Below are 22,915 nucleotides of genomic sequence, written 5' to 3'. Positions count from 1 at the left end.
TTGTGGGAGCGAGCTTGCTCGCGATGGCGTCAGTCCAGTCAATAGAGTATCGACTGATCCACCGCCATCGCGAGCAAGCTCGCTCCCACAGGTTCTGTGTCACACACCGTCGGCATACTTGGGCCAATGACGGTCGTTTTGCTATAAGATAACCGCCATTTTGCGCGAGCCAGCCCGCGCCTGCACAAGCCTTGCGTTCACACTATATTCCCGGAGTTTCCATGACGGCCCACGCCGACCTCTCGCCGACCCTGCAACTCGCCTGCGACCTGATCCGCCGTCCGTCCGTGACGCCGGTGGATGCCGATTGCCAGAAACTGATGATGCAGCGCCTGGGCAACGCGGGCTTCACGCTCGAGCCGATGCGCATCGAGGATGTGGATAACTTCTGGGCCAGCCATGGCAAGCATGACGGCCCGGTGCTGTGTTTCGCCGGGCACACCGATGTGGTGCCGACCGGTCCGGTCAAGGCCTGGCAGCTCGACCCGTTCGATGCGGTCATCGATGAAGAAGGCATGCTCTGTGGGCGCGGTGCGGCGGACATGAAGGGCAGCCTGGCGGCGATGGTCGTGGCGGCCGAACGGTTCGTCGCCGACTACCCGGACCACAAGGGTTCGCTGACCTTCCTGATCACCAGCGATGAAGAAGGCCCGGCCCACCACGGCACCAAAGCCGTGGTCGAACGCCTCAAGGCCCGTCAGGAACGACTGGACTGGTGCATCGTCGGCGAGCCGTCGAGCACTACCTTGGTGGGCGATGTGGTCAAGAACGGTCGGCGCGGCTCCCTCGGCGCAAAACTGACCGTGCGCGGCAAGCAAGGCCACGTGGCTTATCCACACCTGGCGAAGAACCCGATCCACCTGGCCGCGCCCGCCTTGGCCGAATTGGCCGCCGAGCACTGGGACCACGGCAACGACTTCTTCCCGCCGACCAGTTTCCAGATCTCCAACCTCAATTCCGGCACCGGCGCGACCAACGTGATCCCCGGAGACCTGGAAGCGGTCTTCAACTTCCGCTTCTCCACCGAGTCCACCGTCGAAGGCCTGCAACAGCGCGTCGCCGACATCCTCGACAAGCATCAATTGGACTGGCACATCGACTGGGCCTTGTCCGGCCTGCCGTTCCTCACCGAACCGGGCGCGTTGCTCGATGCGGTGTCGTCGAGCATCCGGGATGTCACCGGGCGCGAGACCCAGGCGTCCACCAGCGGCGGCACGTCCGACGGTCGCTTCATCGCCACCATGGGCACGCAAGTGGTGGAACTCGGGCCGGTCAACGCGACCATCCACCAGGTCAACGAGCGCGTGCTGGCTGCCGATCTCGACGTGCTGACCGAGATCTACTACAAGACGCTGATCAAGTTGCTCGCCTGATGCTCGCCTGCCCGATCTGCAGTGAACCACTGAATGCGGTGGACAACGGCGTGGTGTGCCCGGCCGGCCACCGCTTCGACCGCGCGCGGCAGGGTTACCTGAACCTGCTGCCGGTGCAGCACAAGAACAGCCGCGACCCCGGTGACAACCAGGCGATGGTCGAAGCCCGCCGCGACTTTCTCAACGCCGGGCACTACGCCCCGGTTGCCCGGCGCCTGGCGGAACTGGCCGCCGAGCGCGCGCCCGGGCGCTGGCTGGACATCGGCTGCGGCGAGGGTTACTACACCGCGCAGATCGCCGAGGCGTTGCCCCATGCCGATGGCTATGCCCTGGACATTTCCCGCGAGGCGGTCAAGCGCGCCTGCAAACGCAACCCGCAACTGACCTGGTTGATCGCCAGCATGGCCCGGGTACCGTTGGCGGACGGCTGCTGCCAGTTCCTGGCGAGCGTGTTCAGCCCACTGGACTGGCAAGAGGCCAAACGCCTGCTCAGCCCCGGCGGCGGCCTGATGAAGGTCGGCCCCACCGCCGGACACCTGATGGAGTTGCGCGAGCGCCTGTACGACGAAGTGCGCGCCTACACCGACGACAAGCACCTGGCCCTGGTGCCGTCGGGCATGGCGCTGGATCACAGCGAAACCCTCGAATTCAAGCTGACCCTCGACAACGGCCAGGATCGCGCCAACCTGCTGGCCATGACGCCCCACGGTTGGCGCGCCAGCGCCGAACGCCGCGCCAGCGTGATCGAGCAGGCCGAGCCATTCGAGGTCACGGTGTCGATGCGCTACGATTATTTCGTTCTTCAATAACCTTTTGATTCCGGTCCCGGGCAACCGCTCGGGGCCCGTTAAATCCGCGAATGGATTTTTCAAGACCGCAGCGAGGACATCCATGCGCCAACCCGATATCGAGATTTACCTCAAAGACGCCGACGTCGACCACAAGGCCATCGCCGCCTGGCTCGGCCAGGCCCTGGGCCCGTGCAGCGACTGGGTCCAGAAAGGCCAGACCTACAAGTGCAAGGCCGGCAGCATTCCAGTGACCTGGCTGCCCAAGGCCGTGGGCAAATGGAACAGCCTGTACCTGGAAAGCGACCAGACCCCGTGGGAAGACGACATCGCCTGCGCCCGCGCCGCCTTCGCCGCATTGAACGTCGAAGTGCGCTGCGCGCCTGGGTCATGGGTGGAGGAAGAAGGGGAAGAATCGGCGGACCGCTGGATTCGCATCAGCACCGATGGGGAAGAAGAGATTACCTGGAAAACGGCCTGAGGCGAAAAGCCAATATGGGAGCGAGCTAACCCGCAATGACGGTCTGCCTGAAACGATGATGTTGAATGTACCGCCGTCATCGCGAGCAAGCTCGCTCCCACAGAGCGATGTATGGCGGGCACGAAATATGTGAACACCCCATTCACAACTGTGGGAGCGAGCTTGCTCGCGATAGCGGTAGATCAGCCAGATTAGAAGTGACTGACACACCGCTATCGCGAGCAAGCTCGCTCCCACAAGGGGTTTTGTGTAGCCAGCTTACAACCCCACCACATCCTCAGCCTGCAGGCCTTTCTGCCCTTCCACGACCGCGTACTCGACCTGCTGGCCTTCGGTCAGGGAACGGTGGCCTTCACCGCGGATGGCGCGGTAATGCACAAACACATCCACCCCGCCTTCGCGTTGGATAAAGCCGTAACCCTTGGCGTCGTTGAACCACTTCACACTGCCGGTTTCCCGTGCTGCCATGATGCTCACTCCCATTTTTATCTTATAAGTCGACTTTTCGATGGAAAGCCGTACGCACTTTCACCACTGTCTGGCCGTCCATGGGAGGCCGGGGCGGTAACTGCCGAGTATATGACACACGGGAAAACTCTCAACTGACTTTACTTCGCCGCTTTTTTGCCGATTTTCGATGAATCCGGCACACTAGCGTGCCCGAGCAGCCGCTCGGTTTTATCCACTCATGCAGAAGCCGTATGACCCGCTCCCCGTTCCGCCGTCTTGTGTTTGGCACCCTGCGCCGACTGTTGTACCTCTGGGTTCGCTCCGAGACCATCAACCAGTCGTCCTTTACCCTCAACCTCGACCGCAGTCGTCCGGTGTTCTACGTCCTGCAAGACCCTTCGCTCACCGACCTGGCGGTCCTCGACACCGAATGCACCAAGGCCGGCCTGCCCCGTCCGGTGCTGCCGGTCTCGGTGGGTAACCTGCTGGAGCCGGCGGCGTTTTTCTACCTGACCCCCGCGCCGGACTGGCTCGGCCGCCAGGATAAGCGTGGCGCGCCCCCCACCCTGACGCGGCTGGTCGACGCCCTGACCCACAATGCCGCCGAAGACGCCCAGATCATCCCGGTCAGCGTGTTCTGGGGCCAGTCGCCGGACAGCGAGTCCAGCCCATGGAAACTATTGTTCGCCGACAGCTGGGCCGTCACCGGGCGCTTGCGCCGCCTGTTGAGCATCATGATCCTGGGGCGCAAGACCCGCGTGCAATTCTCCGCACCGATCCACCTGCGTGAACTGATCGAACACGGCAAGGGCCACGAACGCACCGTGCGCATGGCCCAGCGGATCCTGCGGGTGCACTTCCGCAACTTGAAAGCGGCGGTCATCGGCCCCGACATCTCCCACCGCCGCAATCTGGTCAAGGGTCTGTTGAACCAGCCGCTGGTCAAGCAGGCGATCGCCGAGGAAGCCGAGCGGGAAAAGATCTCCCCGGAAAAAGCCAAGGCCCAGGCCCTGCGCTACGGCAACGAGATCGCTTCGGACTACACCTACACCGCGATCCGCTTCCTGGAAGTGGTGCTGAGCTGGTTCTGGAACAAGATCTACGACGGCATCAAGGTCAACCACATCGAAGGCGTGCAGAACGTCGCCCAGGGCCACGAAGTCATCTACGTACCGTGCCACCGCAGCCACATCGACTATCTGCTGCTGTCGTACCTGCTGTTTCGCAACGGCCTGACGCCACCGCACATCGCCGCTGGCATCAACCTCAATATGCCGGTGATCGGCGGCCTGTTGCGCCGAGGCGGGGCGTTCTTCATGCGCCGCACTTTCAAGGGCAACCCGCTCTACACCGCGGTGTTCAACGAATACCTGCACACCCTGTTCACCAAAGGCTTCCCGGTGGAGTACTTCGTCGAGGGCGGTCGCTCGCGCACCGGGCGCATGCTGCAACCCAAGACCGGCATGCTCGCCATCACCCTGCGCAGCTTCCTGCGCTCCTCGCGCATGCCCATCGTGTTCGTGCCGGTCTACATCGGTTATGAGCGGGTGCTGGAAGGCCGCACCTACCTGGGCGAACTGCGTGGGGCCAGCAAGAAGAAAGAATCGATCTTCGACATCTTCAAAGTCATCGGCGCCCTCAAGCAGCGCTTCGGCCAGGTGGCGGTGAACTTTGGCGAACCGATCAAGCTGGCGGAATTCCTCGACGGCGAACAACCCGGTTGGCGCCAACAGGAACTGGGCCCGCAATTCAAGCCGGCCTGGCTCAACGCAACCACCCATCGCCTCGGCGAACGCGTGGCCCGGCACCTGAACGAGGCCGCGGCCATCAACCCGGTCAACCTTGTCGCCCTGGCGCTGCTGTCCACCAGCCGCCTGGCCCTGGACGACCGCGCCATGGCGCGGGTGCTCGACCTGTACCTGACGTTGCTGCGCAAAGTCCCGTACTCGCCCCACACCACCCTGCCCGAAGGCGATGGCCAAGCGCTGATCGAACACGTGAAGGGCATGGACCTGCTGTCGGAACAGAGCGATGCCCTGGGCAAGATTCTGTACCTGGACGAGCAGAACGCGGTGCTGATGACCTACTACCGCAACAACGTGCTGCACATCTTCGCCCTGCCGGCGTTGCTGGCGAGCTTCTTCCAGAGCAGCTCGCGCATGAGCCGCGAACAGATCCTGCGCTACACCCATGCGCTGTACCCGTACCTGCAATCGGAGTTGTTCATTCGCTGGTCGCTGGAAGAGCTGGACGGCGTGGTCGACCAATGGCTCGACGCGTTTGTGGAACAAGGCCTGCTGCGTTTCGAAAACGACCTGTACCTGCGTCCGGCGCCGAGTTCACGGCACTTCGTGCTGCTGACCCTGCTGTCCAAAAGCATCGCCCAGACCTTGCAGCGCTTCTACATGACCGTCTCGCTGCTGCTCAACAGCGGTCAGAACAGCGTCAGCGCCGAAGAACTGGAAGACCTCTGCACCGTCATGGCCCAGCGCCTGTCGATCCTCCATGGCCTGAATGCACCGGAATTCTTCGACAAGAGCCTGTTCCGCCACTTCATCCAGACGATGCTGGACCTCGATGTGCTGCGCCGCGACGAGGCCGGCAAGCTCAGCTACCACGAACTGCTGGGCGAACTGGCCGAAGGCGCGGCCAAGCGGGTGCTGCCGGCGGAGATTCGCCTGTCGATTCGCCAGGTGGCGTTGCATCGCAGCGAAGATGCGGCGGAGATCGCCGTCAGCCCAGACCTTTGACATTGCCCGATCACTCACCCCGGACATGGAACGGTTCCGGTGAGTGGATCGGTCAGTCGACAGGCGTACTCCGACGCTGCGCAGCGGCCAAGGCGACGTCAAACGAAGAAAAGACCTACAGAGAACTTTGGAGCAGGCCTCTAGGATGAGCCCACGTCAATGTCGACGTATTGAAAAGGAATTCAACATGAACATCATCACCCTCACCCTGCGTTTGCCCGAAGGCTATCAACTCCCGGAAGCCGGCCGTGCCGAAATCAGTGTTCGAAATGCCGCCGGTGCGCAGATCAGCACCAGCGGTGGCCAAAGCTCCAACGTGGCCTCAACGGAGGCCCCCCAGCAGCCTTGGCAATATCGCTTCCAGATCAATTCCGAGATGGCGGGCGTCGGCGAGAAACTCTCGGTAAAGGTGCAGATGTACCAAGGTGGTACCGCTCTTTTCCTTGATACCGAACAGGCCTTTACCTGGGATGGCGGCAATCAACACGTTGACATCCCCCTGAGCCTGGCGCCAGCATCGCTGGCTGAAACTGTTCAAGCGCCCGTGTTCGGTTCCTGAGCCGCGACGTTACGCAGGGATGCTTGGACGCAAATCCGCTAAATGCTCGTTGACGCCCGTGTGTGGCTGGCGTCAACGAGCCAGGTGCTTGCCCCATGAAGAAACTCGCTCTCCTTGCATCCATGGCCTTGCTGGCCGCTTGCCAGTCGACAACACCACCCCCTGCGTCCCTCGACGGCGAAGTCTTCTATCTGCAACGCATCGCCCTGCCGCCCAACGCCACCTTGAGCGTTAGCCTGCAGGACGTTTCCCTGGCCGACGCTCCTGCGGTGGTGCTCGATGAACAGAGCGGCCCGATCAAAGGCCAGGTCCCGCTGCCGTTCCACCTCAGTTATGATCCCGCCCAGGTCAAGCCCGGCCATCGTTATGCCGTGAGCGCCCGCATCGAAGTGGACGGCCAGTTGATGTTCATCACCACCGAACAACACGCCGTACAACTCGATGGCAAGGATCCGCAGCCGTTGAAGATCCGCGTCAACGCCGCACGCTGATTGTTTTTTCCAACTTTTTTCAAGGACGCCATCATGCTCCGCTCTACCCTCCGTTTCGCCGGCCTGTGCGCGGGCCTGTTGATCTGCGCCAATGCCATGGCCCTGTCCCTGGGCGACCTGTCGCAAAAAGATGCCACGGGCGGCCTCAAGGACGCCTTGACCCAAGGCGCACAGGTGGCGGTCAAGCAACTGGGTACACCCGGCGGCTTCAGCAACAACCCGGATGTGAAAATCGAACTGCCAGGCAAGCTGGGCAAAGTCGCCAGCAAGATGAAGGCCTTCGGCATGGGTGAACAGGTCGATCAACTGGAAACCAGCATGAACCAGGCTGCCGAAGCCGCCGTGGTCCAGGCCCAGCCGATCCTGGTCAATGCCGTGAAGAACATGAGCGTGAGCGATGCCAAGGGCATCTTGAGCGGCGGCAACGACTCGGCCACGCAATACCTGAACAAGAGCAGCCGCGAGCAGATCCGCGCCAAGTTCCTGCCCATCGTCAAGCAAGCCACCGACAAGGTCGGCCTGGCCCAGAAATACAATGCCTTCGCCGGCCAGGCCGCGACGCTCGGCGTGCTGGATGCCAAGAGCGCCAACATCGAGAACTACGTGACCGAACAAGCGCTGGATGGGTTGTTCGAGATGATCGGCAAGCAGGAAGCCACCATTCGCCAGAACCCGGCGGCTGCGGCGACCAGTTTGGCGAAGAAAGTCTTCGGCACCCTCTGAGCCCCAACCCGAACCAACTGTGGGAGCGAGCTTGCTCGCGATAGTGGTATCAGCTTCAACATCTTTGTTGGCTGTTGCACCGCTATCGCGAGCAAGCTCGCTCCCACATTGGATCTGCGCTGGTCGCTGGATCGGTTCAGGTTTTCTTGACCCTGAACCACGCCGCATACAACGCCGGCAGGAACAACAGCGTCAACGCCGTGGCCACGATCAAGCCGCCCATGATCGCCACCGCCATCGGCCCGAAGAACAGGCTGCGTGACAATGGGATCATCGCCAGCACCGCGGCCAGTGCGGTGAGCACAATCGGGCGGAAGCGGCGTACCGTGGCTTCGATGATCGCCTGCCAGGGCGTCAGGCCAGCCTTGATGTCCTGTTCGATCTGGTCCACCAGGATCACCGAGTTACGCATGATCATCCCCGACAGCGCGATAGTGCCGAGCATGGCGACGAAGCCGAACGGCTGGCGGAACACCAGCAGAAACAGCGTGACGCCGATCAACCCCAGGGGAGCGGTGAGAAACACCATGGCCGTGCGGGAGAAACTGCGCAGTTGCAGCATCAGCAACGTCAGCACCACCACGATGAACAACGGCACACCGGCATTCACCGACTTCTGGCCACGGGCCGAATCCTCCACCGTACCGCCCACCTCCAACAAATAACCATCCGGCAGTTCGGCACGAATCGGCTCCAGGGTCGGGAAGATCTGCTGGACCAGGGTCGCCGGTTGCTCCTTGCCGTAGATATCGGCCCGCACAGTCACGCTCGGCAGGCGATTGCGGTGCCAGATCACACCCTCTTCGAAGCCGTATTCCAGGGTCGCGATCTGCGACAGGGCCACGCTCCGGCCGTTGTCGGTTGGCACCGCCAGGCTCGACAGCAACGACAGCTCGGTGCGTTCATGCACCGTACCGCGCAGCAGGATTTCGATCAGTTCGTTGTCTTCCCGATACTGGCTGACGCTGGAGCCGGTGAGGGAGCTGCGCAGGAAACTCGCCAGATCGGTGGTGCTGACGCCCAGGGCCCGGGCGCGGTCCTGGTCGACGTTCAGGTACACCACCTTGCTCGGCTCTTCCCAATCCAGGTGCACATTGACCACGTAGGGGTTTTCGCGAACTTTCGTCGCCACTTTCCGCGCCAGGGCCCGGACTTCTTCGATGTGCTCGCCCGTGACGCGGAACTGCACCGGATAGCCGACCGGCGGGCCGTTTTCCAGGCGCGTGACCCGCGAGCGCAGGGTCGGGAATTGCTCGTTCAGGGTCGCGATCAACCAACTGCGCAAAGGCTCGCGGTCTTCGATGGTCTTGGCCAGCACCACGAACTGGGCAAAGCTGGAAGCCGGCAGTTGTTGATCCAGCGGTAGATAGAAACGCGGTGAACCGGTACCGACGTAGGCCACGTAGTTGTCGATGCCGGCATGGTCCTTGAGCAGCGCTTCCAGGCGCTTGACCTGTTCGGCGGTGTTGCTCAGGGAGGCGCCTTCCTGCAGCTTCAAGTCGACCATCAGCTCCAGCCGCCCCGATGCCGGGAAGAACTGCTGCGGCACGAACCGGAACAACACCACCGAGCCGACGAACAACAGCACGGTCAGCAGGATGACGGTTTTGCGCCGACGCACGCACCATTCCACCATCCGCCGGACGCGCTGATAAAACGGCGTGCCGTAAGGGTCGGTCTGGCCGTCAGTCGTGCCATGTTTGGCCGCATGAATTTTCGCCAGGTCTGGCAGGAGCCTTTCCCCCAGGTACGGCACGAACACCACGGCGGCCACCCAGGACGCCAGCAACGCCAGGGTCACCACCTGGAAAATCGAACGGGTGTATTCGCCAGTGCCCGATTGCGCGGTGGCGATCGGCAGGAAGCCCGCCGCCGTAATCAACGTACCGGTGAGCATCGGAAATGCGGTGCTGGTCCAGGCGAAGCTGGCGGCCTTGATCCGGTCGAAGCCCTGCTCCATCTTGATCGCCATCATCTCCACCGCAATGATCGCGTCGTCCACCAGCAGTCCCAGGGCCAATACCAGCGCGCCGAGGGAAATCTTGTGCAGGCCGATCCCCAGGTAGTACATGGCGGCGAACGTCATCGCCAGCACCAGCGGGATCGCCAGGGCCACCACCATCCCGGTGCGCAACCCCAGGGAGAAGAAGCTCACCAGCAACACAATCGTCAGCGCTTCCACCAGCACTTGGACGAACTCTCCGACCCCGGTCTTTACCGCCGCCGGCTGGTCCGAAACCTTGCGCAACTGCATGCCGGCCGGCAGGGTGTTCTGGATACGGGCAAAGTCGGCTTCAAGGGCCTTGCCCAGAATCAGGATATCCCCGCCTTCCTTCATCGCCACGGCCAGGCCGATGGCGTCCTCGCCCATGAAGCGCATGCGTGGCGCTGGCGGGTCGTTGAAACCACGACGCAAGTCCGCCAGGTCGCTGATGCGGAACGTACGATCGCCGACCCGGATCGGGAAGTTGCGGATCTCTTCCACCGTCTGGAAATTCCCCGAAACCCGTAGCTGCAAACGCTCGCTGTCAGTTTCGAAGAAACCCGCGGTGGAAACCGTGTTCTGCGCCTCAAGCGCCTGCTGGACCGCGGCCAAGGGCAGGCCGAGGGTCGCCAGCTTCACGTTCGACAATTCGATCCAGATCTTTTCATCCTGCAAGCCGAGCAGCTCGACCTTGCCCACGTCCTTGACCCGCTGAAGCTGGAGCTGGATGCGATCGGCGTAGTCCTTGAGCACGGCATAGTCGAAGCCGTCGCCGGTCAGTGCGTAGATATTGCCGAAGGTGGTCCCGAATTCGTCGTTGAAGAACGGCCCCTGGATACCCGGCGGCAAGGTGTGGCGAATATCGCCGATCTTCTTGCGCAACTGGTACCACAGCTCGGGGATCTGCGCCGAATGCAGGGAGTCGCGGGCCATGAAGGTCACTTGGGATTCCCCCGGCCGGGAGAACGAGACGATCCTTTCGTAGTCGCCGGTTTCCATCAGCTTCTTTTCGATGCGCTCGGTGACTTGCCGCGAAACTTCTTCGGCCGTGGCGCCTGGCCAGTTGGTGCGGATGACCATGGCCTTGAAGGTGAACGGCGGGTCTTCGCTCTGGCCAAGCTTGGTGTAGGAAAGCGCGCCGACGATGGCCAGCAATAGCATCAGGAACAGTACGATCTGGCGGTTACGCAGCGCCCATTCGGAAAGATTGAAACCCATCGCGGATTACTCCTTGGCCGTCAGGTTGACCACGCGGTTGGAGCGATCCACCGGCCGCACCTGCTGGCCGTCGAGGAGCACATGCACGCCGGCAGCCACCACCCAGTCATCGGGGCTGAGGCCTTCCAGCACCGGCACCGTCTTTTCGCCGAAGGCGCCGACCCGCACCGGGACTTTTTTCAAGGTGTTGTTGGCGTTGACCACCCAGACATACGTCGCGCCGTTTTCAGCCGTCAGGGCCGACAAGGGCACCGACAGCGGCACATTGTCGGCGGTCTGGATGAACACCCGCGCGCTCTGGCCCAACTCGGCCGGAACGCTGCCGGCGGTGAAGGCCACGCGGGCGGCGAAGGTACGGGATCTGGGGTCGGCGGCGGGTGACAGTTCGCGAATACGCCCGCTGAAACGCTGGTCAGGCTGGCTCCACAGTTCGACCGAGACCGGCTGGCCGATCTTGAACCGCCCAAACCCCTGTTCCGGCAGACTGATCAGCACCTCACGTTCACCGTCGGTGGCCAAGGTGAAGACGGTTTGCCCGGCCGAGACCACCTGCCCGACTTCCACCGAACGCCGTGCCACCACGCCATCCTGGGGCGCACGCAGCACCGAATAGCTGGCCTGGTTGTTGGCGACATCGAACTCGGCCTTGATCTGCTTGAGCCGCGCGGTGCCGGAGCGATAAAGGTTTTCAGCGTTGTCGTACTGGGAGCGGCTGACCATCTGCCGCTCCATCAATGTCTTGTAGCGGTCACGCTCGGCGCGGACCAGGTTCAGGTTGGCCTCGGCGGCGGCGACCTGGGCACGGGTCGCTTCCAATTGCAGGCGCACGTCTTCGGGATCGAGCTCGGCCAACGGTTGATTGGCTTTGACCCGCTGCCCCTCTTCCACCAGTCGTCGGCTCACCTTGCCGCCAATGCGAAAGGCCAGGTCGGGCTCGAAACGCGCCCGCACTTCGCCAGGGTAACTGTCCATCGCCTGGGCCGACGGCTCGGGCTTGACCACCATGGCCGGGCGCACGGCAACGGGCACCGGCTCGTCATGACCGCACGCAGACAATAAAAAAACCAAGGTGACTGGCACAGCGAGGGGCAGGGCATAGCGGAACATGGCGAGTGACCTTTCGCTAATGGTGCTTGGAATAATTATACTGGCGAGTATGTTATTAATAGCAAACTCACCAGTCCAGTATTAAAGCGAAGAAATGTCGAACAATCCTTCACCCCCCAGCGGCCCTGGTCGCCCCAAGGACCTGGCCAAGCGCCAGGCCATTCTCGACGCGGCGAAACGCCTGTTCCTGAGCCTGGGTTATGCCAATACCAGCATGGACGCCGTCGCCACCGAGGCCGGGGTTTCTAAACTGACGGTCTATAGCCATTTCAACGACAAGGAGACGCTGTTCTCCGCTGCCGTGATGGCCAAATGCGAAGAGCAAGTGCCGTCGCTGTTTTATGAATGGCCCGACGGCGTTCCGGTCGAAGAGGTATTGTTGAACATCGCCCGCGGGTTCAACCAACTGATCAACAGCGACGAATCCCTGAACCTGCATCGGCTGATCATGGCCCTGGGCAGCCAGGATCCGAAGCTGTCGACGATTTTCTACGAAGCAGGCCCACAGCGGATGCTCTCAGGCATGGAGCGCCTGCTGACCAAGGTCAACCAGAGCGGTGCCCTGAGCATCGATAAACCGCGCAATGCCGCCGAGCATTTTTTCTGCCTGATCAAGGGCGCGGCGAATTTCCGGTTATTGTCTGGCTGCGGCGAACCCCAGGAACCGGAAGCGGCCGAGGCTCATGTGCAGGAAGTGGTGGGGTTGTTCATGCGGGCTTATCGGCCTTAGCTCGACCGGTAGCCTTTCGCAGGCTGGAAGGGCCTCATCGCGAGCAAGCTCGCTCCCACATTGGATCTGTGGTGCACATCAAACCCTGTGGGAGCGAGCTTGCTCGCGATGCAGGCGACCCGGTCTCAGGGCTTGAGCGCTTTCTTCGGGTAGATGTCGTAGCGACTGGATTTGCCGTCGAGCCCATGGCTCGGCTTCGGCCCTTCGATGCACGGGGCTTTGCGCGGGCGCTTGACCACCACCCGGTGCGTCGCCAGCGCCAGGGCCGCGGCGAGCAGTGCCGGGGCGTCCGGGTCGTCGCCCACCAGGGGGCGGAACAGGCGCATTTCCTTTTTCACCAGGGCGGTTTTCTCACGATGAGGGAACATCGGGTCGAGGTAGATCACCTGGGGCGGTTCGCCTTCCCAGTTGCGCATCACCTCGATGGAATTGCCCTTGAGCAAACGCATGCGCGCTACGATCGGCGCCACCTCGAAGTCCTCGGCCCCGCGGGCCAGGCCATCCTCCAGCAAGGCGCCAATCAACGGCTGGCGCTCGATCAGGCTCATGTCGCAGCCCAGGCTGGCCAGCACAAACGCATCCTTGCCCAACCCGGCCGTGGCATCCAGCACCCGCGGACGCACACCCTGGGCGATGCCGACCGCCTTGGCGATCATCTGGCCGCTACCGCCGCCGTACAAGCGCCGGTGGGCCGCACCGCCTTCGACGAAGTCCACGCGCACCGGCCCGGGTGCATCCGGGCCCAACTGCTGCAATTGCAAACCCTGCTCACCGACCTGCAAGGCAAACTCGCCATCGTCCACTTGCAAAGGCAGGCCAAGCCGCTCGGCCCAGTGTTCGGCCTGCGGTTGGAAGGCCGGGGCCAGGGCCTCGACATGGATGCGGCAGGCCGCGGGTTGCTCACTCATGGAAACATGCTCAAAAAATTAAGGATCGGCAAAAACGGCCGATAACAACGGTGAACGGCATTTTGCCAGAGCTGAGCGTCGACCGAGAAAAATGTCAGACATTCAATCCACATCGATAGGCGTTATCTCCCCTTACGGCGATTACAGCCTGCGTAACACCCAAGCGCTGAGCGGCGTCAGTCACCTGTGGCAGGATTTTTTTGCCCGGGCCCTGGCCGATCAACTGGGTGATAACGCACCGGCGCCTGGCAGCTACCAGCCAGAGCCCCTCGATGAGGCCGTTGAACCGACCCTCGGCGCCGAGCTGCTGGCGCACATCGTCAGCCAGCGCACCTGTGAAGTGACCGAAACCCCGGTCAAGCCGCCTGAACCGCTGTTCCTGCCCATCGCCGAATTCGAACTCGACCTGCTGGACAAGCCCTTCCCCCCCTTCCCGCCGGAAGAAATCGCCGCCCAGCAAAAACAGCAGACCTTCGAAAGCAACTGGGTTCGCCCACTCGTCCTCGCCAACGGCCAACCGCTGCCAGAGCCAGGCCCGGCACCACAACCGCGCCCCTTGCACTTGCCGATCGCCGAGTTCGAACTCGACCTGCTGGACAAACCGTTCCCGCCCTTCCCGGGAGAAGAGCTCGTGGCACAACAGAAACAACTGGACTTCGACACCCGCTGGGCGCGTCCGATCGTGCTGCAGAACCTGCGCATCGCCGCCTGAATCAGCGACAGATCCACCATGGCCCCACGTCCAGATGAAAATGGTTGCGGTGCGCCGCGTTGTAATCCGGGCTCAAGACCACACTGAACATATCGCAGGCGCTATCCCGTGCCTGCCGCAGAAAACGTGCATCGGCATTGTCCTTGGGCCAGTCCCTGAGCACGCTGATCGTGCGCCCATCGGCCAGGCGAAACCCGGCGATGTCCAACGCACTGGCGGTGGCGTGCTGGCTACGCGCACCGCTCTCACGCCCGTACATGTTGCGGCAGGCGAAACTGCCAAGGTGATCGACCCGCGTCACTCTCTGTCCGTAGGCCGCCACCGCCGCCGGCTGCAACCCATGGCGCTCGAACAGGGCGAATGCCACCGCCAGCGGACAACTGGCGAGGAAACTGCTGCTCAGCGCCACCTCACCGCCCTGCACCCTCAACACATTGGTCAACGGGCACGACGTATTGGCGCCACTGTCGGCCTGGCGCGCGGTGCGCAGCCCCGAGGTGGCGAGGGCCTGGTCACACAGCTGCGGGTCGTTGCGCAGGGCCATGAGCTTGTAGCGGGTCAGCAGATTGGGCGCCAGGTTGACGTCCAGGGGCGCCCAGGGGTTCCACTGTGGCGGCAGCGACAGCCAGCCGCGCCATACCGCCAGCACGGCAACGCCAACGAGCAGTGCCACGATCGCAAGAGCTTTCAAAAACCGCACGACAATGCCTCGGGCATCAACCCTTGAATAATTGGTTGGCCTGCTTGAACGGCATCGAGCGGCGCGTGAAGGTGAACGTGCCCTGTTGCTGGATTTCCTCGGCGGCGCGGAAGAACTCGCCATACGCGGCCAGGGCCAGCGCCGACCCGACGCTGATGCGCTTGACGCCCAGCTCGCTCAACTGCGCGACAGTCAGGTCCAGCGCCCCGGACATCAGTACATTCACCGGTTTCGGCGCCACGGCCTGCACCACTGCGAGCACTTGCTTGGCGCTGCTCAGCCCCGGGGCGTACAGCACGTCGGCCCCCGCGTCCGCGAAAGCCTTCAGGCGGCGAAGGGTGTCGTCCAGATCCAGATTGCCGTGCAGGAAGTTTTCCGCCCGGGCCGTCAGCAGAAAGGGATACGGCAAGCTGCGCACGGCCTCGGCGGCGGCCTTGACCCGCGCCACGGCGTGGTCGAAGCAATAGATCGGGCTGTCTTCGCGCCCCGTGGCATCCTCGATCGAACCACCCACCGCACCGGCCTGCGCCGCACGGAGCAGGTTACGGGCGCAGTCCTCGGGGGCATCGGCAAAACCGTTCTCCAGGTCGACGGCCACCGGCAGGTCAGTGGCCGCCACAATCGCCCGTACGTTAGCCAGCGTGTCCTCCAGGCCCAGCGCGCCATCGGGTCGGCCCAAGGAAAAGGCATGACCGGCACTGGTGGTCGCCAAGGCTTCGAAGCCGAGGCTGGCCAGCATCTTGGCCGAACCGGCATCCCACGGGTTGGGAATGACAAAAGCCCCTTCGCGTTCGTGCAAGGCCTTGAACGCCTGGGCTCGACGAGTTTGCGCATCCATGTAGTTCGCTCCTGAGCAGAGAAGGAGTGGGCCTCAGAGCAAACCCAGTTGCTCGGCGGCGGGCTCTCTGTATAGCGCAGGCAGGGCCGGCAAGCCAGGCAGTCGACTCATCAAACGCTCGTGAAAGCGTTGCGCGAGCCGGGCCGCCAGCCGGTTGTCGGCAGTGTGCAGGAAGATATAGGGCGTGCGCCCCTCTTCGATCCAACCGGCGATTTTCTCCACCCAGGGCGTCAGGAACGGCTCGTTGGCTTCCAGCACCGGATGGCCGATGAAGCGCACTTGCGGACATTGGGTGAACGCCGCGGGGCGGGGCGGCACGCGGGGCTTTTTCGATTGCGCGTGAAGCACGGCGGGATCAAGGGAGGTGCAACTGAACAAGGCCCGGGGATCGAGGCAGATGCGTTCGACGCCGCGATCGAGCAACAGACGATTGAGGCGTCGCTCGGCATCGCCCTTGGCAAAGAACTCATCGTGACGGACTTCCACGGCCAAGGGGCGCTGCAAGGCGTCGATGAACCCCGCCAGTTCCGCTAACCGATTCGGGGTAAAGGCCTTGGACAGTTGCAGCCAGTACGGCGCGACGCGCTCGCCCAATGGGCTGAGCAGTTGCAGGAAGGTTTCGGTGGCCGTCAGGCGCTCGCGCAAGTCGCCATTGTGGCTGATATCACCGGGAAACTTGGCGGTGAAACGAAAGTGTTCGGGCATGATGTCGGCCCAGCGCTGGACCGTGGCCGCAGACGGGCTGGCATAGAAGGTCGTATTGCCTTCCACTGCGTTGAACACTTGGGAATAGAGATCGAGGAAGTCGGTGCTTTTGGCGTCCTGGGGATAAAGGTAATCGCGCCAGGCGTTTTCGCTCCAGGACGGACAGCCCAGGTAGTAAGGCAAGACCATCAGATGTAGAGATCGAGTCCCAGCACTTCCATATCCCAATCGACGAAACCGGCGGTGCTCAGGTAGCTCGCCAGGGCCGTAGCGACACTGCGGCTCATCGCACGGTGATAAAGCATGTCTTGCTGACGGGCGGGAAGATTGCTCAGGCGTTGCGCGGAAGCTTTGGCGGCGCGGGCGGCCAATTGTTCCTCGGACGGAAATTCCAGGTCACCGTCGATGTCATCGAAGTTTTCCGGCTCAGTGGCTTTACCCGCACGAGGCCGACGCTTGATGGGGTAGGACTGGGATGAAAAGCCGTCTATACGCATAACAGAATGCTCGGTATCAATGATGGCAATTTAGCGGCACTTTCGCAGCCGCGCAAATGCGCAAGTGATAACTAGAACACATAAAATCCAAAAGGTTTAAAAACGGGCCGAAAAAGTGACGACTGGCAATATCGGGTGTGACTTTTGGAGGTGCAAATGACTTTGTGGCGAGGGAGCTTGAATACCCGTCGCTGTCGAGTTACCGCTCGGACTTGGGTGTTGCAACCTTGTCCCGCAGGTACACCGGCTGCGCATCATCGGCTGGAATGGCTTCGCCGCGTGCCCAGGCGAAACGGGCCAGGGCCAGCAGGTCTTCGGCGTGAGGCAACAGGGTGGCGTCCTGGCCGGCCAGGCTGACCGCGATGCGCTCGCCGTAACCCCAACCTGTGCCGGCGCCAAACCAGTCACCGTCGGCCCCGCTTGGCAACGCCGCGGCCTCGGGTGGCAATACCGCCTCGGAACCGACCAGGCGCATCTCACCGGCGGTTTCGCGGTAGCAACCCCAGTACACCTCGTCCATACGCGCATCGATGGCCGCCGCCACCTGGCGAGCGCCGTGCTCACGCATCGCCCGCTGGGCCAGTACCGCCAGGTTCGAGACCGGCAACACCGGCCGCTCCAGGGCAAAGGCCAACCCCTGCACCACTCCGATGGCGATGCGCACGCCAGTAAATGCCCCTGGCCCGCGACCGAAGGCAATCGCGTCCACCGCCTGCAAGGTCGTCCCGGCATCGCTCAACAGTCGCTGGATCATCGGCAACAGTTTCTGCGCATGCAGGCGCGGGATCACCTCGTAATGGCTCGTGAACTTGCCGTTGTGCAGCAAGGCAACGGAGCAAGCTTCAGTCGCGGTGTCCAGGGCCAGCAAGGTGCTCATCGATGTGTCCGTAAATCAGGTGGAAAAAAGTGCGCCAGTATAAACAACTACGGCCCGCAAGCGGGCCGTAGTTGATGCAACGGATCAGACTTTTCAGCTCAAGGCTGCAAGCACCTTGGCCGTGATCGCTTCAACCGAACCGACACCTTCGATGTGGCTGTATTTCGGCTTGCCATTGGCAGCCGACAGTTTCTGGTAGAAATTCACCAGCGGCTTGGTCTGGGAATGGTAGACCGACAGGCGATGACGCACGGTTTCTTCGGTATCGTCCTTGCGTTGCACCAGGTCTTCACCTGTCACATCGTCCTTGCCTTCGGTTTTCGGCGGATTGTAAACGGTGTGGTAAACGCGACCGGAAGGCTCATGAACGCGTCGACCGGCAATGCGCTGGACGATTTCCTCGTCTTCGACGGCAATTTCAACCACCGCATCCAGCTCGACGCCAGCCGTCACCAGGGCTTCAGCCTGGGGAATGGTGCGCGGGAAGCCATCGAACAGGAAGCCATTGGCGCAGTCGGGTTGAGCGATGCGATCCTTGACCAGGGCGATGATCAGGTCATCCGACACCAGGCCGCCGGCATCCATGATGCTCTTGGCTTGAACGCCCAGTGGAGTGCCCGCCTTGACCGCGGCACGCAGCATGTCGCCAGTGGAGATTTGCGGGATACCGAATTTTTCGGTGATGAACTTTGCCTGAGTACCTTTACCGGCCCCGGGAGCTCCCAGCAGAATGACGCGCATCGATGTGCTCCTCAATTTTTTTATGTAAAACGCTCGGATTCGCCTCGTGGGGCCAATCTTCGAAAAACAGGATCGTGACCGCCCAAACGGCCAAAGGCTGATCAAGATACACAGCAGGCCCGACCCACACAAGCCGCCGAAAGTCGGAGGAACCCGCGCCCGATACGACCTTCGGAGGGGGTGGCGAGCGTCGCAACCGAACAACAAACTGTCGCCTGCTCGACCTGCCCCCTCCCCCTGCAGGCAACGCCCGGCAATGCCGGACGAGCCGTTTCGGTGCGCTGCCTGATGTTAGCCGGTATTACGCAAACCGGCGGCGATCCCCGCCACAGACACCAGCAACGCCTGTTCCACGGGGCTGCCCTGGGCCACGTCCTGCTGCCGCGAACGCGCCAACAGTTCGGCCTGCAACAGGTGTAACGGGTCGAGGTAGGTGTTGCGCAGGCGAATGAATTCCAGTGTGGCTGGGCTATGTGCCAGTAGCTGCGACTGACCGGTCAAGCCAAGGACCACCGAGCAGGCCTGCGACAATAGGTCGCGTAAGTGCGCACCCAAAGGCAGCAGCCCAGGTTCCACCAAACGCTCGTCGTAAGAGCGCGCGATATCGGCGTCGGCCTTGGCCAGCACCATCTCCAGCATATCGATGCGGGTCCGGAAGAACGGCCATTGCTCGCGCATCTGCCCCAGCAACTCACCTTCGCCGCGCTCCAGGGCCTTGCTCAGCGCGGTTTCCCAGCCGAGCCAGGCCGGCAGCATCAGACGGGTCTGGGTCCAGCCGAAGATCCACGGGATCGCCCGCAGGCTTTCGATGCCGCCGGCCCGACGCTTGGCCGGACGACTGCCCAGGGGCAGGCGCCCGAGTTCCTGCTCGGGGGTGGACTGGCGGAAGTACTCGACGAATTGCGGGTTCTCCCGCACCGCGGCGCGATAGGCACTGACGCCATCGGCCGCCAGTTCGTCCATCAAGTCCCGCCACTGCGGCGTGGGTGGCGGCGGTGGCAGCAACGTCGCTTCAAGCACCGCGGCGAGGTAAAGATTGAGGTTCTGTTCGGCGATGTCCGGCAGGCCGAATTTGAAACGAATCATTTCGCCTTGCTCGGTGGTGCGGAAACGCCCGGCCACCGAACCGGGTGGCTGGGACAGGATCGCCGCGTGCGCCGGACCGCCGCCACGGCCCACGGTGCCGCCACGGCCGTGGAACAACAGCAGTTCGACTTGCTGCTCGCGGCAGATATCCACCAGCCGCTCCTGGGCCCGATACTGTGCCCAGGCCGCCGCCGTGGTTCCGGCATCCTTGGCCGAGTCGGAGTAGCCGATCATCACTTCCTGAGGACCTTGCAACCGCGAGCGATAGCCGGGCAGCAGCAACAGCCGCTCGATCACCGGCCCGGCGTTGTCCAGGTCGGCCAGGGTTTCGAACAGCGGCACCACCCGCATCGGCCGCAACACGCCAGCGTCCTTCAACAACAATTGCACGGCGAGGACATCGGAAGCCGCGCCGGCCATGGAGATCACATAGGAACCCAGGGACGCCGCCGGCGCCGCCGCCACTTCCCGGCACGTCGCCAACACTTCCGCGGTGTCGGCCGAGGGCTTGAAATGGGCCGGCAGCAGCGGGCGCCGGTTGTTCAGCTCCTCGAGCAGGAAGCCGATGCGCTGCTCCTCGTTCCAATCCTCATAGCGGCCCAGGCCCAGGTAGTCGGTTATTTCCGTCATGGCGGCGCTATGGCGCGTCGAGTCCTGGCGCACATCGAGGCGCACCAGGAACAAGCCGAAGGTCACCGCCCGGCGCAGGCAATCGAGCAACGGCCCGTCGGCAATCACGCCCATGCCGCACTCATGCAGGGAGTGGTAGCACAGCTCCAAGGGGTCCAACAGTTCGCGGTTGTGCTGCAACACCTCGGCGCCGGGTGGCGTGGCGGCACTCAAGGAGGCGTGGGCCCAGTTGCGGGTGGCGCGCAGGCGTTCGCGCAGTTGCTTGAGCACGGCGCGATACGGTTCGGCGCTATCGCCGGCCTGGGCACGCAAGGCCTCACTGGCGTTTTGCATGGACAGCTCGGCCGCCAGTTGGTCGACGTCACGCAGGTACAGGTCGGCCGCCATCCAACGCGCCAGCAACAGCACCTCGCGGGTCACGGCGGCAGTGACATTCGGGTTACCGTCACGGTCGCCACCCATCCACGAGGCAAAGCGGATCGGTGCGGCCTCCAGCGGCAGACGCAAGCCGGTAGCGGCATGCAGGGCCTGATCGGCCTTGCGCAGGTAATTGGGGATGGCGTGCCACAGCGAATGCTCGATCACCGCGAACCCCCACTTGGCTTCATCCACCGGGGTCGGCCGGGTGCGGCGAATCTCTTCGGTGTGCCAGGCTTCGGCGATCAAGCGTTGCAGCCGTTCGTGAATCTGCGCGCGCTCGGCGCTGGTCAGGTCGCGGTGATCCTGGGCGGCCAGTTGCGCGGCGATGGCGTCGTATTTCTGGATCAGCGTGCGGCGAGCCACTTCCGTGGGGTGGGCCGTGAGGACCAGTTCGATCTCCAGGCGACCCAACTGCCGGGCCAGGGCCTCGGCGCCATGGCCCTCGGCCCGCAACCGGGCGAGCAGCTCGGGCAGGACCCGTGCTTCGAAGGGCGCCGGTTGCGACTCGTCGCGACGATGGATCAGTTGGTACTGTTCGGCAATGTTGGCGAGGTTGAGAAACTGGTTGAACGCGCGCGCCACCGGCAGCAATTCGTCCTCGCTCAGTTGGTTGAGGCTGGCGCTGAGTTCGGCGTCCACGGAGCCGCGTCGGTCAGCCTTGGCCCCTTTGCGGATCTGCTCGATCTTGTCGAGAAACGTGTCCCCGTACTGTTCGCGGATGGTATTGCCCAGCAGTTCGCCGAGCAGGTGGACATCCTCGCGCAAGCGGGCATCGATATCGGTCATCAGCATTTCTCCAGCAAAAAAGTCCGGACAGCTCTTGGCTTAGAGAGTGCCGATGCCCGCCGCTTATGACAAGCGACGAAGGGACTTTAAACCTTGTCCAACAAAGCTAGTCTCATGAGTAAGCCACACAACGGCTTGTCACTCACCGCGCCTGCCACGAGCAGACTGATTGAGGTCATCATGAAAATTCGTGAGCTTGCCCAGCATTGGGAAGAGAACGCCAAGGGTCGCCTGACCCAGACTGGCTACACGATCCATCTGGACGTGGAAGCCGCCGCGCGCCTGGCGGCGATTTGCGACATGTACCCCAAGCGCCACCCCGAGGAGCTACTGGGCGAACTGATCGGGGCGGCGCTGGAAGAGCTGGAAGCGAGCTTCCCCTACATCAAGGGTTCGCAGGTGGTGGCCACCGATGAAGAAGGTGACCCGCTGTACGAAGATGTGGGCCCGACCCCGCGATTCCTCGCGTTGTCCCGTCGGCATCTGCACGAACTTTCCTCGCAGAACGACAAATCCAAACACTGATTTCCCAACGGCGCAAAGCGTTGTAGGCGCTACCGAAGGCTGCGATCTTTTGATCTTTCGCTTGAGACTCAAGCGGCAAGGGAAAGATCGCAGCCTCGCTTCGCTCGGCAGTGCCTACACACGCCCTCCAAAAAACACACGTCTCCCTACGCCGGGAATACCGCTGCGCGCCCTGAAAGTTCAGCTTTTCTGTCGCTGACCGATCAGTCAGTCATTCCTTTTGGCGAATGGCCATCCTCGCTGAACTTTTGAAAAACGCCTCGGGTCACACCGAGTAACCATACTGGAACGGTTGTTTAAATAAACGCGCCTTGGCGCCAGCGCCTAACCAGACGTCACGGTTTCGGTCCCAGCATGGATTTGTCGTTTTTTCAGGAGTTTTCCAATGGAGTTGAAGCCTATGAATACCTGCACTGCCAAACCCTCATCCACTGGCCTGCGCGGCTTGAAGCTGGCTGCCCTGGCGATCGGTAGCAGCTTCATTCTCGCCGGTTGCGCCGGTAATCCACCGTCTGAGCAGTACGCGGTGACCCAATCGGCGGTCAACAGCGCGGTCAGCGCCGGCGGCACCGAATTCGCCGCTGTGGAAATGAAATCGGCCCAGGACAAACTGAAGCAAGCCGAAATCGCCATGCATGACAAGAAGTACGACGAAGCCAAGCGACTGGCCGAACAGGCCGAGTGGGATGCCCGCGTCGCCGAGCGCAAGGCCCAGGCCGCCAAGGCTGAACAAGCACTCAAGGATTCTCAGAAAGGGGTTCAGGAACTGCGTCAGGAAGGCATGAACAAGCTTCAGTAATCCGTTCACGCCACGACGTACTTCTCATTGATAAAAG

22 protein-coding genes are annotated in these 22,915 nt (G+C 62.6%); 11 read left to right on the top strand and 11 right to left on the bottom strand.

What is annotated here, in order from left to right:
* Positions 1-221 precede the first annotated feature (221 nt).
* From dapE to BM321_RS09080, 3 genes are all read left to right on the top strand, one after another.
* Positions 222-1,373, top strand: coding sequence for a succinyl-diaminopimelate desuccinylase (gene dapE, locus BM321_RS09090; RefSeq protein ID WP_092442263.1), 1,152 nt, complete (start codon positions 222-224; stop codon positions 1,371-1,373).
* Positions 1,373-2,182 (top strand): putative RNA methyltransferase, encoded by an 810-nt coding sequence (locus BM321_RS09085; RefSeq protein WP_092442262.1) that lies wholly within the window; start codon positions 1,373-1,375, stop codon positions 2,180-2,182. Before dapE ends, BM321_RS09085 begins: the two co-directional genes overlap by 1 nt.
* A gap of 82 nt (positions 2,183-2,264) precedes the next feature.
* Positions 2,265-2,642, top strand: coding sequence for a hypothetical protein (locus BM321_RS09080; RefSeq protein WP_092442261.1), 378 nt, complete (start codon positions 2,265-2,267; stop codon positions 2,640-2,642).
* A 258-nt stretch (positions 2,643-2,900) separates the two neighbouring features.
* Here the strand turns inward: BM321_RS09080 and BM321_RS09075 are convergent, their stop codons facing one another.
* Positions 2,901-3,110, bottom strand: coding sequence for a cold shock domain-containing protein (locus tag BM321_RS09075; protein WP_092165825.1), 210 nt, complete (start codon positions 3,108-3,110; stop codon positions 2,901-2,903).
* Positions 3,111-3,343: 233 nt separating this feature from the next.
* Here BM321_RS09075 and plsB point away from each other — a divergent pair, with 233 nt between their 5' ends.
* From plsB to BM321_RS09055, 4 genes are all read left to right on the top strand, one after another.
* The gene (gene plsB / locus BM321_RS09070; protein WP_092442260.1) at positions 3,344-5,842 is read left to right on the top strand and encodes a glycerol-3-phosphate 1-O-acyltransferase PlsB; all 2,499 of its coding nucleotides are present in this window, start codon (positions 3,344-3,346) and stop codon (positions 5,840-5,842) included.
* A 187-nt stretch (positions 5,843-6,029) separates the two neighbouring features.
* Positions 6,030-6,401, top strand: coding sequence for a hypothetical protein (locus BM321_RS09065; RefSeq protein ID WP_092442259.1), 372 nt, complete (start codon positions 6,030-6,032; stop codon positions 6,399-6,401).
* Between the two features lie 95 nt (positions 6,402-6,496).
* Positions 6,497-6,892 carry a YbaY family lipoprotein gene (locus BM321_RS09060; RefSeq protein WP_092202229.1) on the top strand — a complete coding sequence of 132 codons (396 nt, stop codon included), beginning with the start codon at positions 6,497-6,499 and terminating at the stop codon, positions 6,890-6,892.
* A gap of 33 nt (positions 6,893-6,925) precedes the next feature.
* Entirely contained in the window at positions 6,926-7,615 is a 690-nt protein-coding gene (locus tag BM321_RS09055; protein WP_092330713.1) for a DUF4197 domain-containing protein, read from the top strand.
* Between the two features lie 136 nt (positions 7,616-7,751).
* On the opposite strand, the gene BM321_RS09050 is transcribed toward BM321_RS09055, so the two are convergent.
* Together BM321_RS09050 and BM321_RS09045 are read right to left on the bottom strand one after the other, a co-directional pair.
* On the bottom strand, positions 7,752-10,817 hold the full coding sequence (locus BM321_RS09050) for an efflux RND transporter permease subunit (RefSeq protein WP_092442258.1): 3,066 nt from the start codon (positions 10,815-10,817) through the stop codon (positions 7,752-7,754).
* 6 nt (positions 10,818-10,823) lie between these two features.
* Positions 10,824-11,924, bottom strand: a complete 1,101-nt coding sequence (locus tag BM321_RS09045; protein ID WP_092330718.1) for an efflux RND transporter periplasmic adaptor subunit — start codon at positions 11,922-11,924, stop codon at positions 10,824-10,826.
* Between the two features lie 94 nt (positions 11,925-12,018).
* On the opposite strand from BM321_RS09045, the gene BM321_RS09040 reads away from it, so the two are divergent.
* Positions 12,019-12,654, top strand: coding sequence for a TetR/AcrR family transcriptional regulator (locus tag BM321_RS09040; RefSeq protein ID WP_092330720.1), 636 nt, complete (start codon positions 12,019-12,021; stop codon positions 12,652-12,654).
* Positions 12,655-12,779: 125 nt separating this feature from the next.
* Here the strand turns inward: BM321_RS09040 and BM321_RS09035 are convergent, their stop codons facing one another.
* The gene (locus tag BM321_RS09035; RefSeq protein WP_092253813.1) at positions 12,780-13,562 is read right to left on the bottom strand and encodes a class I SAM-dependent methyltransferase; all 783 of its coding nucleotides are present in this window, start codon (positions 13,560-13,562) and stop codon (positions 12,780-12,782) included.
* 91 nt (positions 13,563-13,653) lie between these two features.
* On the opposite strand from BM321_RS09035, the gene BM321_RS09030 reads away from it, so the two are divergent.
* On the top strand, positions 13,654-14,274 hold the full coding sequence (locus tag BM321_RS09030; protein WP_092442257.1) for an energy transducer TonB: 621 nt from the start codon (positions 13,654-13,656) through the stop codon (positions 14,272-14,274).
* Position 14,275: 1 nt separating this feature from the next.
* Here BM321_RS09030 and BM321_RS09025 read toward each other — a convergent pair whose 3' ends face one another.
* From BM321_RS09025 to ppc, 7 genes are all read right to left on the bottom strand, one after another.
* Entirely contained in the window at positions 14,276-14,974 is a 699-nt protein-coding gene (locus tag BM321_RS09025) for an extensin-like domain-containing protein (protein WP_092330728.1), read from the bottom strand.
* A 16-nt stretch (positions 14,975-14,990) separates the two neighbouring features.
* A complete protein-coding gene (locus tag BM321_RS09020; RefSeq protein WP_092330731.1) occupies positions 14,991-15,812 on the bottom strand; it encodes an isocitrate lyase/PEP mutase family protein in 822 nt (273 codons plus the stop codon).
* A gap of 33 nt (positions 15,813-15,845) precedes the next feature.
* Positions 15,846-16,706 carry a DUF72 domain-containing protein gene (locus BM321_RS09015; RefSeq protein WP_092442256.1) on the bottom strand — a complete coding sequence of 287 codons (861 nt, stop codon included), beginning with the start codon at positions 16,704-16,706 and terminating at the stop codon, positions 15,846-15,848.
* On the bottom strand, positions 16,706-17,014 hold the full coding sequence (locus BM321_RS09010; RefSeq protein WP_092442255.1) for a hypothetical protein: 309 nt from the start codon (positions 17,012-17,014) through the stop codon (positions 16,706-16,708). The genes BM321_RS09015 and BM321_RS09010 overlap by 1 nt, the downstream gene beginning before the upstream one ends.
* 199 nt (positions 17,015-17,213) lie before the next feature.
* Positions 17,214-17,891 carry a tRNA (adenosine(37)-N6)-threonylcarbamoyltransferase complex dimerization subunit type 1 TsaB gene (tsaB, locus tag BM321_RS09005; protein ID WP_092442254.1) on the bottom strand — a complete coding sequence of 226 codons (678 nt, stop codon included), beginning with the start codon at positions 17,889-17,891 and terminating at the stop codon, positions 17,214-17,216.
* A gap of 93 nt (positions 17,892-17,984) precedes the next feature.
* Complete coding sequence (gene adk / locus BM321_RS09000; protein ID WP_092165800.1) at positions 17,985-18,632, bottom strand: adenylate kinase; 648 nt, start codon at positions 18,630-18,632, stop codon at positions 17,985-17,987.
* Positions 18,633-18,923: 291 nt separating this feature from the next.
* Positions 18,924-21,554, bottom strand: coding sequence for a phosphoenolpyruvate carboxylase (gene ppc / locus BM321_RS08995; RefSeq protein ID WP_092442290.1), 2,631 nt, complete (start codon positions 21,552-21,554; stop codon positions 18,924-18,926).
* 180 nt (positions 21,555-21,734) lie between these two features.
* Here ppc and BM321_RS08990 point away from each other — a divergent pair, with 180 nt between their 5' ends.
* Both BM321_RS08990 and BM321_RS08985 read left to right on the top strand, forming a co-directional pair.
* Positions 21,735-22,079: a hypothetical protein gene (locus BM321_RS08990; protein ID WP_025212083.1), complete on the top strand. Its 345-nt coding sequence runs from the start codon at positions 21,735-21,737 to the stop codon at positions 22,077-22,079.
* 385 nt (positions 22,080-22,464) lie between these two features.
* The gene (locus tag BM321_RS08985) at positions 22,465-22,878 is read left to right on the top strand and encodes a DUF4398 domain-containing protein (RefSeq protein ID WP_092202253.1); all 414 of its coding nucleotides are present in this window, start codon (positions 22,465-22,467) and stop codon (positions 22,876-22,878) included.
* The last annotated feature ends 37 nt before the right edge of the window (positions 22,879-22,915 follow it).

It is taken from the genome of Pseudomonas sp. NFIX10, from assembly GCF_900111955.1.
Taxonomy (GTDB): Bacteria; Pseudomonadota; Gammaproteobacteria; order Pseudomonadales; family Pseudomonadaceae; genus Aquipseudomonas; species Aquipseudomonas fluorescens_AA.
This window is presented reverse-complemented; position numbering and strand designations above follow the sequence as displayed.

Coding starts and splice junctions, on each gene's coding strand:
- dapE (WP_092442263.1), top strand. CDS start 222: ATGACGGCCCACGCCGACCTCTCGCCGACCCTGCAACTCGCCTGCGAC.
- BM321_RS09085 (WP_092442262.1), top strand. CDS start 1,373: ATGCTCGCCTGCCCGATCTGCAGTGAACCACTGAATGCGGTGGACAAC.
- BM321_RS09080 (WP_092442261.1), top strand. CDS start 2,265: ATGCGCCAACCCGATATCGAGATTTACCTCAAAGACGCCGACGTCGAC.
- BM321_RS09075 (WP_092165825.1), bottom strand. CDS start 3,110: ATGGCAGCACGGGAAACCGGCAGTGTGAAGTGGTTCAACGACGCCAAG.
- plsB (WP_092442260.1), top strand. CDS start 3,344: ATGACCCGCTCCCCGTTCCGCCGTCTTGTGTTTGGCACCCTGCGCCGA.
- BM321_RS09065 (WP_092442259.1), top strand. CDS start 6,030: ATGAACATCATCACCCTCACCCTGCGTTTGCCCGAAGGCTATCAACTC.
- BM321_RS09060 (WP_092202229.1), top strand. CDS start 6,497: ATGAAGAAACTCGCTCTCCTTGCATCCATGGCCTTGCTGGCCGCTTGC.
- BM321_RS09055 (WP_092330713.1), top strand. CDS start 6,926: ATGCTCCGCTCTACCCTCCGTTTCGCCGGCCTGTGCGCGGGCCTGTTG.
- BM321_RS09050 (WP_092442258.1), bottom strand. CDS start 10,817: ATGGGTTTCAATCTTTCCGAATGGGCGCTGCGTAACCGCCAGATCGTA.
- BM321_RS09045 (WP_092330718.1), bottom strand. CDS start 11,924: ATGTTCCGCTATGCCCTGCCCCTCGCTGTGCCAGTCACCTTGGTTTTT.
- BM321_RS09040 (WP_092330720.1), top strand. CDS start 12,019: ATGTCGAACAATCCTTCACCCCCCAGCGGCCCTGGTCGCCCCAAGGAC.
- BM321_RS09035 (WP_092253813.1), bottom strand. CDS start 13,562: ATGAGTGAGCAACCCGCGGCCTGCCGCATCCATGTCGAGGCCCTGGCC.
- BM321_RS09030 (WP_092442257.1), top strand. CDS start 13,654: ATGTCAGACATTCAATCCACATCGATAGGCGTTATCTCCCCTTACGGC.
- BM321_RS09020 (WP_092330731.1), bottom strand. CDS start 15,812: ATGGATGCGCAAACTCGTCGAGCCCAGGCGTTCAAGGCCTTGCACGAA.
- BM321_RS09015 (WP_092442256.1), bottom strand. CDS start 16,706: ATGGTCTTGCCTTACTACCTGGGCTGTCCGTCCTGGAGCGAAAACGCC.
- BM321_RS09010 (WP_092442255.1), bottom strand. CDS start 17,014: ATGCGTATAGACGGCTTTTCATCCCAGTCCTACCCCATCAAGCGTCGG.
- tsaB (WP_092442254.1), bottom strand. CDS start 17,891: ATGAGCACCTTGCTGGCCCTGGACACCGCGACTGAAGCTTGCTCCGTT.
- adk (WP_092165800.1), bottom strand. CDS start 18,632: ATGCGCGTCATTCTGCTGGGAGCTCCCGGGGCCGGTAAAGGTACTCAG.
- ppc (WP_092442290.1), bottom strand. CDS start 21,554: ATGACCGATATCGATGCCCGCTTGCGCGAGGATGTCCACCTGCTCGGC.
- BM321_RS08990 (WP_025212083.1), top strand. CDS start 21,735: ATGAAAATTCGTGAGCTTGCCCAGCATTGGGAAGAGAACGCCAAGGGT.
- BM321_RS08985 (WP_092202253.1), top strand. CDS start 22,465: ATGGAGTTGAAGCCTATGAATACCTGCACTGCCAAACCCTCATCCACT.